The organism is Amycolatopsis sp. NBC_01480, assembly GCF_036227205.1.
Taxonomy (GTDB): domain Bacteria; phylum Actinomycetota; class Actinomycetes; order Mycobacteriales; family Pseudonocardiaceae; genus Amycolatopsis.
On record NZ_CP109442.1, the window covers coordinates 4,704,429 to 4,718,253 of the forward strand.

Sequence of the window (13,825 nt, forward strand, 5' to 3'; positions counted from 1 at the left end):
GCAACCACATGAAGGCCACCATCGTCGGAGCCGGGGTCATCGGCGTCTCGTGGGCCGGGCTGATGCTCTCTCGCGGGCTCGAGGTGACGGTCAGCGATCCGGCGCCGGACATCGAGGCTCAGGTGCGCGCGGGCCTCGCCGAGCTGGTCCCGGCGCTGCGTGAGCTGGGCCTGCCTGCCGACGGCATCGAGGCGCGGCTGAGCTTCGAGGCCGACCTCGCCACCGCCGTCACGGGCGCCGACGTCGTGCAGGAGAACGGGCCCGAGCGGCTCGACCTCAAGCACAAGATCTGGTCGACGATCGAGGCTGCCGCACCGGCTCACGCGCTGTTGCTGACCTCGACCTCGGGCATCCCCGCCACCGAGATCGCCACGGCGCTCCAGCGGCCGGAGCGGCTGATCGTCGGGCACCCCTTCAACCCGCCGCACCTGATCCCGCTGGTCGAGGTGGTGCCGGGGGAGCGCACGTCGGCGGAGACCGTCGAACGGGCCGTCGAGTTCTACCGGAGCCTGGGCAAGAAGCCGATCGTGCTGTCCAAAGAGGTGCCGGGTTTCGTCGCGAACCGGCTGCAGGCCGCTATCTTCCGCGAGTGCGTGCACCTGGTCGCCGACGGGGTGGTGACCGAGCAGCAGCTGGACGACGTCGTCACGTCCTCGCTCGGCCAGCGCTGGGCGGTGAGCGGGCCGTTCCTGAGCTTCCACCTCGGCGGCGGCGCGGGCGGGCTGCCGCACTTCCTCGAGCACCTCGGGCCCGGCCTGCGCAAACGCTGGGGCCAGCTGGGCACCCCGGACCTCGACGAGCCCACCGTCGCGCTGCTGAGCGAGCAGGCGGCCGGGTTCGGCGGGACGGTCGACGAGCTGGCGAAAGCCCGTGACACCGCGCAGATCGCCGTGATGAAGGCGCTGGGCACCACCCCCGGACAGGAGTCCTGATGTCGGTCACCGAAAAGATCGAGGCCGCGCTGGCGAACCCGATCCGCTCCGAGGCCGAGGACCAGTTCGACATCCACGGCGCGCTCGGGGAGGTGCTCGCGGCCGCTGGGATGTCCGAAAAGGACAGTGGTGGGAAGGTGGAGTTCGTCGGTGCCGACCCGGTGGTGCCGAGCGCGGTACGGCTCGGTGCGGCGCCCGCGATCGGGCTCGTCGCGAAGTCGGTCGCGCTGGCCGCGCTGTGGCGCCACCGCGGCGGCCCCGGTCAGGACATCAGCATGGACCTGCGCCAGGCCCCGCACCGGCTGTGCCCGTTCTACGACAAGAAATGGGAGCTGCTGAACGGCCTGCCGCCGACCAACACCGGCGACCCGGGCAGCCCGCTTTCGCTCAGCTTCTACCGCGCCGGCGACGGCCGCTGGGTGATGCCGCTCAACATCTACCCGAAGCTGAAGTCCAAGACCCTCAAGCTGTTGCGCACGTACGACGACAGCACGGCCATCGCGAACGCCGTCGCCCGCTGGAGCGCCGCCGAGCTGGAAGAGGCGGGCTCGGACGCGGGCCTGGTGATGCCGATGGTCCGCAGCACCGAGGAGTTCCTGGCCACCCGGCAGTACCGGGACGTGCTCGCCGACCTGCCGTTGATCGAGATCGAGAAGATCGGCGACTCGGCCCCCGAGCCGCTGCCCGAGGGCGCGAAACAGCCGCTCGACGGCATCCGCGCGCTCGGCATGGGCCACGTGATCGCGGGCGCGGGCATCGGCCGCGCGCTGGCGCAGCACGGGGCCGACGCGCTGAACCTGTGGCGCCCCACCGAGTGGGAGAACGACGTGGTCTACCTGACCGCGAACGTCGGCGTCCGGTCGTCCACTGTGGACTTCGCGCGGGATCCCGCGGCCATGGCGCGGGTGCACGAGCTGCTGCGCGGCGCCGACGTCTTCTACGCCAACCGCCGCCCCGGGCTGGTGTCCGGGCTCGGGCTCTCGGCCGAGCGCGCCGCGGAGATCCGGCCGGGCATCATCCACACCACCGTCTCGCTGCACGGCGAGCGCGGGCCGTGGGCCGGCCGCGTCGGCTTCGACCAGACCGCCGGCTGCGTCACCGGCATGATGACCCTCGAGGGCACACCGGACCAGCCGAAGCTGCCGCACATCACCGTGGTCAACGACTATCTGGTGCCCTGGCTCGCCACCACCGGCATCTGCGCCGCGCTGATGCGCCGCGCCACCGAGGGCGGCAGCTACCGCGTGCACATCTCGCTGACGCGCATCGCGCTGTGGATCATCAGCCTCGGCGTGTTCGACAAGAACTACGCGCACGCGATCGCGGGCACCGGCGAGCAGCACGCCTACCTCGACCCGGAGACGTTCACCGCCGAGACGCCGCTGGGGCACTACCAGGGCGTCACCGACCAGGTCCGGATGTCGGAGACACCGGGCGAGTTCTCGACGATCTTGGTGCCCCGCGGTTCGGGTCGCGCCGAGTGGCTACCACGTTAGGGTCATGATCATGAGCGAGATCCCCGAAGTCGTCTCCCGTTTGCGTGCTTCGTTCCAGACCGGGCGGACCAAGCCGCTGGAGTGGCGCAAGGCGCAGCTGACCGCGTTGAAGGCCATGCTCCTGGAGCAGGCGGACGATTTCCTCGCCGCCCTGCACGCCGACCTCGGGAAAAACGCGGCCGAGGCCCGCAGCGCGGAGATCACGTTCGTGGCCAACGAGGTCGACCACACGCTGGAGCACCTCGACGCGTGGGTCGCGCCGGAGGCCGCGCCGCTGCCGGAGCGGCTGCTGCCCGGGCGCGGCACGGTCGTGCGCGAGCCGCTGGGGGTCGCGCTGATCATCGGGCCGTGGAACTACCCGCTGCACCTCGTGCTCGCGCCGCTGGTCGGCGTGCTGGCCGCGGGCAACGCGGCGGTGGTGAAGCCCAGTGAGCTCTCGCCGACGGTGTCCGCCGCGATCGCCCGGCACGTGCCGGCGTACCTCGACCCCGAGGGCGTCGCCGTGGTCGAGGGCGCGATCCCGGAGACCACCGAGCTGCTGGAGCAGCACTTCGACCACATCTTCTACACCGGCAACGGCGCCGTCGGCCGGATCGTGATGACCGCCGCGGCCAAGCACCTCACGCCGGTGGCGCTGGAGCTGGGCGGCAAGAGCCCGGTGATCGTCGACACCGACGTCGACCTGCGGCAGGCCGCCGAGCGGATCGTCTACGGCAAGTTCATGAACGCGGGCCAGACCTGCGTGGCGCCGGACTACGTGCTCGCGATCGGCGACACCGCGGAGAAGCTGGAGCCGCTGCTGGCCGACGTGCTGCGCGCCAAATTCGGCGACGACCCGGCCGCCAGCCCCGACTACGGGCGGATCGTGAACACCCGCCACTTCGACCGGCTGTCGAAACTGCTCGGCAGCGGCCGCGTGGTCACCGGCGGCCAGACCGACCGGGACAGCAAGTTCATCGCGCCGACCGTGCTCGCCGACGTCGCCCCGGACTCGCCGGTGATGGGCGAGGAGATCTTCGGGCCGATCCTGCCCGTGCTCACGGTGGCGTCGCTGGACGAAGCGATCACCTTCATCACCGGGCGGGACAAGCCGCTGGCGCTGTACGCGTTCGTCGGCGCGCCGGAGACGAAACAGCGCATCCTCGACGAAACCTCCTCGGGCGCCGTGGGATTCGGCCTGCCGGTGGCGCATCTCACCGCCTCCGACCTGCCGTTCGGCGGGGTCGGGGAAAGCGGAATGGGGCGCTACCACGGGAAATACTCCATCGACACGTTCAGCAACCTCAAGGCCGTGCTGGACAAGCCGCTGGGGTAGCGAGATCCCCGTGCGGAAGCCCTGGGGGCGGCTAGGCTCTCCGGTCATGAGCCACCCAGGGGGTCCGCCGGGACAGCAGCCGTGGCCGGGAGCGCAGGTACCGCCGCAGCCCGGGCAACCGCAGCAGTGGCCGCAGCAACAGCCTGCGCCACAACAACCTGCGCCACCGCAGCAATCCGGGCCGCCGCAGCAACCTGCGCCGCCGCAGCAAGCTGGGCCGCCACAACAACCTGGGCAGCCGTGGCCTGGGCAACCGCAGCCTGGACAGCAGTGGGCGCAGCCGGGAAACCCGTATCCGCAACAACAGTGGGCCCCGCAACAGCAGCCGCAGGGGGCCTGGAATCAGGGGTATCCGCAGCGACCCGGACCGCTGACGGTGGTGGGGCTCGGCGTGATCCCGGCCGGGCTCGGGATCGTGCTGGAGCTGGTGGCGTTGTTCGCTGTGCCGTGGGTGACGTTCACCTCCGGCGCGGTGTCGGTCTCGTTCACCTTCCTGGATCTGCTGAAGCAGTCGGATCAGGTGAAGTTCTCGTCCGACCTGGCCACCTCGTACGTGCAGTGGTTCGGTTTCCTCCTCACCGCGCTGACGATGGCGGCCGTGCTGCCGTGGACGCTCGGCGCGCTGCGCACCAAGCGTTCGGCGTTCCTGCTCAGCAGCATCCGGCGCAAGGAGCTGACGCACACCAACTTCTGGTGGTACCGCACGGTTTTCGCGGGCCGGGCGACGTTGATGCTCCTGCTGCACGCCGGCGGGGTCGTGTTGATCTTCGCGCGGAACTTCTCGCTGCTGGGACTGGGGCCGTATCTGCTGGTCGGCGGCGCGCTCCTGGTAGTTGTGGGCGCCGCGATCGGCCCGCGCAAGGGAACCGAGATGCCCCGCTGAGCGCACAGCCAGAGGACAGCCGGACTTCAGGCCCGGCGAAGTACGCGGAGCCGTTCGGCTCCCGGCACCGACTGTTGGCCTCCTGGGGCCTGGACCGTCCGGCCGGGGCCCGGCACCGTGGGAACCAGTCACAGAACCAGGTCCGCCCGAACCGTCAGGAGGCAGAAGTTGGCCAGCCCATACGACCCGCCCACCGGCGCGCTGCGAGGGTTCTGCAGCTGCGTGGAGTACGGGGGCGAGCGCCGCACCCCGCACGTGTTCGGACTGGCCGGCTGCCGCAACGAGCTGGCCGCGGAGGCCGAGATCGCCGAGACCGATGACTTCCTGCCCACCGGCTACGCGCCGGGCGCCTTCGCCGGGCGGGACTGACCGGGAATCAGACCTGCCAGCCGTGTTCAAGCAGGTCGAAGGCGGCTTCGACGGCCGCGCGCGAGTCGGCGCGGTTGTGGGTGAGCGCGGTGGACTCCAGGGCGAAGTGGGCGAGCGCGGCGGCCGAGAGGTCGTCCGCCGGCAGCCCGGCGTCCTCCGCGATCGCTTGCGCCACCGCGGTTTCGTGCCGCATCCACATCCGGTGTGAGTAGTCGCGCAGGGCGGGCGTCTCGGCGATGAGCCGGCGGAACGCCGTGAAACCCGGATTGTCCGACGTCTTGAAGTACGAGTTCAGCACGTGCTCACGCAGCGCCGCGAGCACGCTCTGGCCCTTCGGCCGATCCCGCACCACCGCGACCAGCATCGCCTCGTGTTCGGCTTCCTCGTCGAAGACCAGCGCTTCCTTGCCGGGAAAGTGCTTGAAGACGGTGGTGGTGGACACGTCGGCGGCCTCGGCCACGTCCTTGATGCTGACCTGGTCGTAGCCGTGCTGCAGGAACAGCGCCAGCGCCGCGTCGGCCAGGGATTGCCGGGTCGCGGCCTTCTTCCGTTCTCGCCGGCCGAGGGGTTGCGTCGTCTCACTCACCGGCCCAGCGTACCTCTTCGGTTGTCGGACTAGCAAAGTTCACTGACTACACTTTGGTTCCGTGGCCGTCAGGATGCGGAGTCGAAGAACAGCGCCACGGTCAGCGCGCCCGGATCCACCACGCCGCGGGCGTTTTCCCCGACGTAGCTGGCCCGGCCGCGCTTCGCCAGCAGGCTTTCGGTCGACGCGGCGCCGGCGTGGGCCGCGGACGCCGCCGAGCGCACGGCGTCGGCCAGCGGTTCGTCCCGCCCGGCGGCCGCGGTGAGGGCCTCGGCGGCCGGGACCATGGCGTCGACCATCGTCTTGTGGCCGACCTCCGCCTTGCCGAGGCGCTGGACCACGGCCACACCGCCGGCGGCCGCCTCGGCCAGTGCCGCCGTGGTCAGCTCCGGCGAGCGCGAGAACTCGCGGAACCACATGCCGAACAGGGGGCCGCTGGTGCCGCCGGTGTTCAGGAATCCGTCGGAGACGGCGGTGAACACGGCGTCCGGCGCGTCGGAGGCGACGCCGGCCAGATTGGCTTCCACGCGGCGCAGGGCCGAGCGCAGGTTCGTGCCGTAGTCGCCGTCGCCGGCGCGGCGGTCCAGCTCGGTCAGCTCACCGGCCTGGTCGACGACGGTCTTGATGAACCGCTCGACCCAGCCGCGGGCGTTAATGGTGTCCATGGCGTTTCTCCTCACCACGTCAGGGCCGGGGTGCGGACGGGGGCGTCCCACAGCTCCAGCAGTTCGGCGTCGGCGCGCAGCAGGGTGATCGAGCAGCCGCGCATGTCGAGCGCGGTCACGTACGAGCCGACCAGCGACCGCGCCACCTCGATGCCGAGGCCGGACAGATGGGCGCGCAAGTCTTGGTACGCGGCGGAAAGCTCCAGCCCGTGGGTGGCGCCGAGGCCGTTGACGATGGCGATCACCTGCTCACCGGACGTGAGCCCGAGCGCCGTGACGATCGGGTCGGCCAGGTCCGCGACCAGCTTGCGCACCGGCGCGAACGGGCGGCGCTCGATGCCGTGCTCGCCGTGGATGCCGACGCCGAACTCGATCTCGTCGTCGGCCAGCTCGAACGACGGCCGCGACTCGCCGGGGTGCGTGCACGAGGAGAGGGCGAGCGCCAGCGTCCGGGCAGACGCGGTGACGCGCTCGGCCAGCGCCGCCAGCTCGTCCAGCGAGGCGCCGCGCTCGGCCGCCGCGCCGCAGATCTTCTCGACGGCGACGACCGCGGCCGTCCCGCGACGGCCGGGGCCCTCGGTGCTTTCGGTGGCCAGATCGTCGTCCACCAGCACGGTGCGGACCTCAACGCCGTCCTCGGCCGCCAGCTCCGCGGCGATGGTGAAGTTCAGGACGTCGCCGGTGTAGTTCTTGATGATCAGCAACACCCCGCGCCCGTGGTCGGCGGCCACGACGGCGGCGCGAACCTGGAACGCGGTCGGGCTCGCGAACACCGCGCCGGGCACGGCGGCGTCGAGCATGCCTGGGCCGACGAAGCCGGTGTGCAGGGGTTCGTGGCCGGAGCCGCCGCCGGAGACCAGCGCGACCTTCGGCCAGGCGGCCTCCGCGCGGACCACGTACGCCGGGTCCGGGTGACAGCGGACGAGGTCCGGGTGCGCCTGCTCCAGGCCGCGCAACGCCTCGGCCACCAGGTCGTCGGGATCGTTCACCAGCTGTCGCACGGCCATTGTGCTCACCCCAAAGCTTCGTCATCGTCGACTTTGATTCGACATTGTCGAATATTCGACGAACCATACGAGCCCGGCCCGCTGTTGTAAAGTGCTCCGCGTCCCCGCAGAAGAGGTGCCGCGATGATCCAGGCCGTCGACCGGGCCGTTCGTGTCCTCGGGGTCCTGCAGGGGGCGCGCAGCGTGCCGCTGTCCGACATCGCCGCGCGGCTCGGGTTGGCACCGTCCACAGTGCACGGGATCGTCAAAACGTTGCAGGCCAACGGAATGGTCGTGCAGGAGGCGGGGTCCACGCGGTACCGGCTGGGCCCGGTGGTGCTGCGGCTCGGCAACGCCTACCTGGGCAGCCTGGAGCTGCGCTCGCGCGCGTTCGCCTGGTCCGCGGAGCTGGCCAAGCGCACGGGTTACGCGGTGCGCGCCGGCGTCCCGCTGCCCGGCGAGGTGATGATCGTGCACCACGAGCCGCGCCCGGACGGGTCACGGCAGATGTCGGAGGTCGGCCTGGTCGTGCCCGCGCACGCGACGGCGCTCGGTAAGGCCGTGCTCGCCTTCACGCCCGGCGCCGACCCGGGTGAGCTGCGCAGCATGACCGGCGAAACGGTGACCGACCTGGCCGTGCTGCGGGCCGAACTCGACGACGTCCGGCGCGAGGCCGTCGCCGTGGAGCAGGAGGAGGCCGTGCTGGGGGAGTGCGGCCTGGCGTCGCCGGTGTTCGACGCCGCCGACGCCGTCGCGGGCGCGATCGGCGTGGTGGTCCCCCTCGCGGACTGGCCGGTGGCCGGCGCCGTGCGGGTGGCCGTCGCGGAGACGGCCCGGACGATCTCGCGTGAGCTGGGTGCCTCGCGCTGGCCCGGGCCGTCCGCCTAGAGCGTGTCTGCTAATTGCGGGCGCGGTGGTGGATGAGCGTGCATGCGAGCAGGAGGCCGCCGAGGTAGGTGGTGGCGTACTTGTCGTAGCGGGTAGCGATAGCGCGCCACTGTTTGAGTCGGCCGAAGCCGCGTTCGACGGTGTTGCGGTCCTTGTAGGTCTCGGCGTCGAACGCGGGTGGTCGTCCACCGGCTGATCCCTTGGCCTTGCGGCGTTTCTCCTGGTCGGTTCGCTCCGGGATCGTGTGGGCGATCTTCTTTGCCCGCAGGTAAGTGCGGGTGCTGGGATGGGAGTACGCCTTGTCCGCCAGCAACCGGAACGCCTCGGTGTCACCTCGCCGATGCGCCGCCAGCAGCGGCTTGAGATACGGGTTGTCACCGGCCTGGCCGGGCGAGAGCAATACCGTCAACGGACAGCAGAACCGGTCGGTCAGTGCGTGAATCTTGGTGCTCATCCCACCGCGGGAACGGCCCAGCGCGTGGTCGGCTGGTTCGCGGGCCAGATTCGTGTCATTCGATCGAGCCCCCTGCGTGGGCATCGTGCAGCGCGCCAGCCGAATGCTGATGCGCACGAGCGATGGTGGAATCGATCGACAGCAGATTGCGTAACTGTTCATCACGCTCGGGAGCAGCCGCCCGCACCGCGGCGAACATCCGCACATACGTTCCATCGTCAGACCAGCGGCGATGCCGCTCCCAGACCGACTGCCACGCCCCGAAATGATCGGGGACGTCCCGCCACGGAGATCCCGTGCGATAGCGCCAGACGATCCCTTCCAGCGTCAACCGATGGTCATTCCACGGGCGTCCCTGATGCCCGCCCGCCGGCAACACCGGCGCGATCAACGCCCACAACCCGTCAGAAATCTCGTCCGCGCGCAACACCTACAGAGCATCCCGCACCAACCTACCGATCTTTAGCAGACACGCTCTAGCCGCAGGTCTGGTTCTTCGCCGGGTCGTGGTCGTAGCGCAGGGAGGTCCGGCCGACGGCGTGCACCAGGTTGTCCCAGAACCGCTCGAAGGTCAGCGGGGCCCGGACGGAGTCGAGCATCTCCCGGTTGTGCGGGCAGGCCAGCGTGCGCCGGATGTCGTCCAGCCGGACGGCGGTGAAGTCGCCCCGGGCGGCGAGCTCGGCCGTGGTGCCGCGGCCGCCGTCGGCGAGGTCCCAGTCGATGCCCGCGTACTTGTTGTGGCCGGTCCGGCGGTCGGGGTACGGCGTGGTGTGCGCGGCGATCGGGTTCGACAGCCCGATCGGGTCGTGCACCCAGACGTCCAGCGGCAGCAGCAGGCCGGGGCCGCCGATGTTGAAGAACGTGACGGTGTCGTGGCCCGAGGTGGTCGGGTAGGCGTGCCACTGGCCCTGCGGTGTCTGGACCAGGACCACCGGCTCGGGCTCGTGGTCGAGCAGGGTGCGGAGCGGGGTCGCGATCGCGGTGAACTCGTCGAAGTCCTCGGCCAGGATCGGGTGCGTGTGGTGGCTGTCGGCGACGTAGTTGGCGCGCTCGTCGGCGATCCCGCGCGCCTCGTCGATCGGGTGCGGCAGGCTTGTGTACGGCGTGCGCAGCCAGCCGACGGCCACCAGCGCCCACGCGCCCAGCGCGATCGCCGGGACCACCGTCAGCCGGGTCAGGCGGATCGCCATCACGGGCAGCAGCAGGCAGAACAGCGCGGGCAGCAGCATCCGCGCGTGCATGAAGTCACCGCCGACGCGGATCACGTACAGCGCCAGCCCGAGCGCGGCGAGCACCGGCACGGCCACCACGACCGCGATCTCGCGGTTCACGCGCTTGCCCCACAGCAGCGCCACGGCGATCAGCGCGCACAGCACCACCGGAACCCAGAGCCAATACGGGCCCACGAAGTCGGCGAGGTAGCCGAACCCCTTGTGCCACAAGGCGTTCGAGGCTTCCTTGACGAGCGCGGTGTTCGGCGTCAGCAGGCCGTAGTAGCCCATGCGGAACACCTGGTACGCGGCGGGCAGCGCGGCCGCGGCGACGATCCACAGCAGCCCCGCGCGCCAGCCGCGCCACGCGAGCACCAGCAGTCCCACCCCGGCGACGGCGCTGAACAGCGCCAGGTCCGGCCGTACGAGGTAGCCGAGGCCGATCACCACGGCCGTCAGCCACACGCGCCCGGCGCTCTGGTGCCGCGCGCGGCGGACCAGCAGCCACCAGGTGCCGCCCAGCCACAGCGTGATCAGGCCGGTCTCGAGCCCGGACGTCGCGAAGTCCCGGAACGGCGGCAGCGTCACCACGACCAGCGCCCCCAGCGGCACCACGAACACCGAGCGGGTGGCCCCGGCGAGCCGGCGCGCGCCGTCGAGCGCGAGCAGCAGCCCGCCGACGGAGCAGACGAGGCCGGTCACCACGGCCAGCCACTCCAGCCGCAGCCCGGGGATCCAGGCGAACGCCAGCAGCAGGAACGTCCACAGGGTGCTGGTGTTGGACTCGACGCGCTCGCCCGCGTTGAACACCGGCCCGTTGCCGGCCAGGATCTGGCGGACGGTCCGCAGCACGATCATGCCGTCGTCGCTCATCCACCGGCGGTTCCACGCCAGCACCGCGAAGCCGGCGACGGTCAGGCCGAGCACCGCCCAGTTCCAGGCCCGCGCCCGCGTCCACCCCGGTTGCGGCCGGTCCGCGTCGGGTCTCGCGGGCAGCGTCTCACTCGCCACGGTGCTCATCGGATCTCCTCGCCGGCCAGGTCAGGCTGCCACATCATGCGGCCTGCGACCGCTGCGCGATCGTACCGGCGCGTGGTTGGAGCTGTGTCGAGCGGCTGGTGGTGGGCGTGCGGGGGTGGTTGCCGGGTTCGGCCGGCGGACTACGGTCTTCTGGAGTTCAGCCTCTTCGGAGGATCATGTGGGATCATTGCCATTCAGGTTCACAGGCTCTCGGGTGGAGTTCGCGATCTGATGCCGGGTCCTTTGTCGGGGTTGGTCGATCATGATCTCTGGGGATGGATGAAAAAGGTGTTCCGCCGGTGCCTTGAAGGCGCGTTCCTGAATGGAAGGAACTTTCGTTGGTGTTCCGTTGCACTTTGGAGAGGCCGTCTTCGTCGCTGGCCCTTGGGTCGCTGATCGGCCCGAAGGTTGAGGACGACTTTGACAGCATGGTCGCGGCGGCCTGCGGCTTGCTTGCGGAAACTGACTGCCGATTTCACATCGAGGGGTTTGGCGCTCTCGAATGGCCCGTGGATGTTGCCTACGACCTGTCGGCCTTCGTGGAGCAGTTGCCGGATCTCATCGCGCGGATCAGGTCGAGAAGCCGTGCGGAGCTGGCTATGGATTTCGCGATCTCCCTCGCGGAAATCGGCTCTCCGATCGCGCAGGTCCATCCATTCTCCGATTGGGTGTCAGGTAACGCTTAGTGCTTGACGCAATCGGGAGCGTCAGCGGCCCGCGCCAGGCCTGCACCGGGGGCCTCGCGACCACTGACAAATGTCACGGCCGACCCATGCGCAGCCTCACTACACCGCGCCACCCCCACCGACCAGCATGAAGAGGTGACAAAGAACCTTCGAAGTCCGGAAAGGACAGTCATGACCACGATCTCCGCCCAGGACCTGCAGCATCCGCGCAGCCGGTCGGCCTTTCGCCTCGTGCGGGGGCTGGTCAGTGGGTACCTGGGGCTCAGCGTGCTCACGCTTGTGGCGATCTTCCTGTGGCGGGACAACAAGACAATGGTGACCGACTCCGTCTGGGTGCGGGCGACCATCGTGGTGGCCAGCGCGCTGCTGACGCTCTCGCTCACCGTCCGTGCGTCACGCGGGTCGCCGGGGGCGTTTCGGCGGTTGCGGATCGTTTCGGGGGTGATGCTGGTGGCGATTGTGGTGATCGTGGCGTTGCCGGGGGCGTTTCCGGTGTGGCTGCGGATCGAGCAGGGCGTCTGCGGGCTCGCGCTGCTGGGGGTCGTCCTGATCATCAACGGCAGGCACCTGCGGTCCCTGTTCGCCGGGGCCGGGCGGGCGTGAGGCGGTAGCGTGCGGGAGATGGACCAGAACAGCGAGGCCGCGGATCGGTGGCTGCTGGGCTGGCGGCGGTTCCTCCTGGACGCCGGACTGCTCGTGTACCCCCTGGTGGCCGGCGTCGGGATGGCGCAGTACACCAGCGGCGCGGGCCTGTTCGCCGGCTGGGTGATCGTGCTGGCGTTCTGCGCCGTCTACGCGCTGTCCGCCTGGCTGGCGGCGCGGTCGCGGTCACGCTGGTTCTGGGCGCTGGTCGGGGTCCTCACCTTGCTGTTCCTGGCCGCTCTGCCGTTCGCGCGCGCCAACGCGTTCTTCATGGCGACGGTCGTCGTCTCGCTCACCGCGCCGCGGCTGCCCCGCCTCGCCTTTCCGCTCGTGGCCGGGGCGGCGCTCGCCGCGCTGCTGGTGCCGTGGGCGGTGCGGCCGTGGCAGAGCGGGCCGGGCTGGACGCAGACCGTCGCGCTGGTGTTCACCGTGCTGATGGTTTACGCGTTCGCCGAGGCGATCCGCGCCAACCACGCGCTGGTGGAGGCGCGCGCCGAGGTCGTGCGGCTCGCGTCCGAGGCCGAGCGGGCGCGGATCGCGCGGGACCTGCACGACCTGCTCGGCCACTCGCTCACCGCCATCACGGTCAAGAGCAACCTCGCCCGGCGGCTCGCGGCCAACGGGGTCGAGCGGTCGGTGGACGAGATCACCGAGGTCGAAACGCTCTCCCGGCAGGCACTCGCCGACGTGCGCGCCGCCGTTTCGGGGTATCGCGACGTCACGCTCGCGGGCGAACTGGCGCGCGGCCGGGAGCTGCTGCGCGCGTCCGGGGTCATCGCCGACCTGCCCACGGCCGCGGACGTCGTCGACGGCGCGCACCAGGAGCTGTTCGGCTGGGTGGTGCGGGAGGGGCTCACCAACGTCGCCCGGCACGCCCGCGCGACCCGGTGCACGGTCGTCCTTTCCGCTTCGGCGCTGGAAGTTCTCGACGACGGCGTGGGTGCGGGGGCATCCGCGGGCAGTGGCCTGACCGGGCTGCGCGAGCGCGTCGCCGAGGCCGGCGGGCGCATGGAGGCCGGGCCGCTGGAGCCGAAAGGCTGGCGGCTGGCCGTGTCGATGGGAGCGCCCGCATGACGATCCGACTGCTGCTCGCGGACGATCAGGAGCTGGTCCGCCAGGCCCTGTGCGCGTTGCTGGAGCTGGAGGACGACTTCGAGGTCGTCGGCTCCGTCGGCCGCGGCGACCTGGTGGCCGACGCCGCGCTCGCGGGCCGCCCCGACGTCGCCCTGCTGGACATCGAGATGCCCGGCCTCGACGGGCTCGCGGCCGCCGCCGTGCTCGCCGCGCAGGTGCCGGACTGCCGCGTGGTCATGCTCACCACGTTCGGCCGCGCGGGCTACCTGCGCCGCGCGATGGACGCGGGCGCCGTGGGCTTCGTGGTGAAGGACGCGCCGGCCGAGGTGCTCGCCGACGCCATCCGCCGGGTGATGAAGGGCGAGCGCGTGGTCGACCCGGCCCTGGCCGTCGCCACCCTGGCCGCCGGGGAATCCCCGCTGACCGCCCGTGAACGCGACGTGCTCATCGCCGCCCGGTCCGGTGTTTCGGTCGCCGAGATCGCGGCCAACCTCTACCTGTCGGAGGGCACGGTCCGGAACTACCTGTCGGCGGCGATCGCGAAAACGGGGACCCGCAACCGGATGGAAGCCCTGCGGAAGGCCGACGAGCGCGGCTGGCTGTAGGGCTCACCGAGAG

14 protein-coding genes and 1 pseudogene are annotated in these 13,825 nt (G+C 70.9%); 10 read left to right on the forward strand and 5 right to left on the reverse strand.

The features are described from left to right. Positions 1-8 precede the first annotated feature (8 nt). From OG371_RS22640 to OG371_RS22660, 5 genes are all read left to right on the forward strand, one after another. Positions 9-932, forward strand: a complete 924-nt coding sequence (locus OG371_RS22640; RefSeq protein ID WP_329072306.1) for a 3-hydroxyacyl-CoA dehydrogenase NAD-binding domain-containing protein — start codon at positions 9-11, stop codon at positions 930-932. Continuing rightward, the gene (locus OG371_RS22645) at positions 932-2,428 is read left to right on the forward strand and encodes a CoA transferase (protein ID WP_329072307.1); all 1,497 of its coding nucleotides are present in this window, start codon (positions 932-934) and stop codon (positions 2,426-2,428) included. The genes OG371_RS22640 and OG371_RS22645 overlap by 1 nt, the downstream gene beginning before the upstream one ends. A gap of 10 nt (positions 2,429-2,438) precedes the next feature. Further along, the gene (locus OG371_RS22650) at positions 2,439-3,743 is read left to right on the forward strand and encodes an aldehyde dehydrogenase family protein (RefSeq protein ID WP_329072309.1); all 1,305 of its coding nucleotides are present in this window, start codon (positions 2,439-2,441) and stop codon (positions 3,741-3,743) included. 379 nt (positions 3,744-4,122) lie between these two features. Next, positions 4,123-4,626 (forward strand): hypothetical protein, encoded by a 504-nt coding sequence (locus tag OG371_RS22655; RefSeq protein ID WP_329072311.1) that lies wholly within the window; start codon positions 4,123-4,125, stop codon positions 4,624-4,626. A gap of 168 nt (positions 4,627-4,794) precedes the next feature. Next, positions 4,795-4,995: a hypothetical protein gene (locus OG371_RS22660; protein WP_329072313.1), complete on the forward strand. Its 201-nt coding sequence runs from the start codon at positions 4,795-4,797 to the stop codon at positions 4,993-4,995. Positions 4,996-5,002: 7 nt separating this feature from the next. On the opposite strand, the gene OG371_RS22665 is transcribed toward OG371_RS22660, so the two are convergent. The 3 genes from OG371_RS22665 to dhaK form a co-directional block, all read right to left on the reverse strand. After that, complete coding sequence (locus OG371_RS22665) at positions 5,003-5,581, reverse strand: TetR/AcrR family transcriptional regulator (protein ID WP_329072315.1); 579 nt, start codon at positions 5,579-5,581, stop codon at positions 5,003-5,005. 68 nt (positions 5,582-5,649) lie between these two features. After that, positions 5,650-6,246 (reverse strand): dihydroxyacetone kinase subunit DhaL, encoded by a 597-nt coding sequence (gene dhaL / locus OG371_RS22670; RefSeq protein WP_329072317.1) that lies wholly within the window; start codon positions 6,244-6,246, stop codon positions 5,650-5,652. A gap of 11 nt (positions 6,247-6,257) precedes the next feature. Beyond that, positions 6,258-7,253, reverse strand: a complete 996-nt coding sequence (dhaK, locus tag OG371_RS22675; protein WP_329072319.1) for a dihydroxyacetone kinase subunit DhaK — start codon at positions 7,251-7,253, stop codon at positions 6,258-6,260. Positions 7,254-7,376: 123 nt separating this feature from the next. On the opposite strand from dhaK, the gene OG371_RS22680 reads away from it, so the two are divergent. After that, entirely contained in the window at positions 7,377-8,120 is a 744-nt protein-coding gene (locus OG371_RS22680) for an IclR family transcriptional regulator (RefSeq protein WP_329072320.1), read from the forward strand. A 10-nt stretch (positions 8,121-8,130) separates the two neighbouring features. Here the strand turns inward: OG371_RS22680 and OG371_RS22685 are convergent. Further along, positions 8,131-9,004: pseudogene (locus OG371_RS22685) on the reverse strand (IS5 family transposase). Positions 9,005-9,050: 46 nt separating this feature from the next. Further along, a complete protein-coding gene (locus tag OG371_RS22690) occupies positions 9,051-10,805 on the reverse strand; it encodes an arabinofuranosyltransferase (RefSeq protein ID WP_329072322.1) in 1,755 nt (584 codons plus the stop codon). A gap of 338 nt (positions 10,806-11,143) precedes the next feature. Between OG371_RS22690 and OG371_RS22695 the strand changes: the two genes are divergently transcribed. The 4 genes from OG371_RS22695 (at position 11,144) to OG371_RS22710 (ending at position 13,812) form a co-directional block, all read left to right on the forward strand. Beyond that, a complete protein-coding gene (locus tag OG371_RS22695; protein WP_329072324.1) occupies positions 11,144-11,491 on the forward strand; it encodes a hypothetical protein in 348 nt (115 codons plus the stop codon). 171 nt (positions 11,492-11,662) lie between these two features. Continuing rightward, entirely contained in the window at positions 11,663-12,094 is a 432-nt protein-coding gene (locus OG371_RS22700) for a hypothetical protein (RefSeq protein WP_329072326.1), read from the forward strand. Positions 12,095-12,112: 18 nt separating this feature from the next. After that, positions 12,113-13,207, forward strand: a complete 1,095-nt coding sequence (locus tag OG371_RS22705) for a sensor histidine kinase (protein ID WP_329072328.1) — start codon at positions 12,113-12,115, stop codon at positions 13,205-13,207. Further along, a complete protein-coding gene (locus tag OG371_RS22710; RefSeq protein WP_329072330.1) occupies positions 13,204-13,812 on the forward strand; it encodes a response regulator transcription factor in 609 nt (202 codons plus the stop codon). Before OG371_RS22705 ends, OG371_RS22710 begins: the two co-directional genes overlap by 4 nt. The last annotated feature ends 13 nt before the right edge of the window (positions 13,813-13,825 follow it).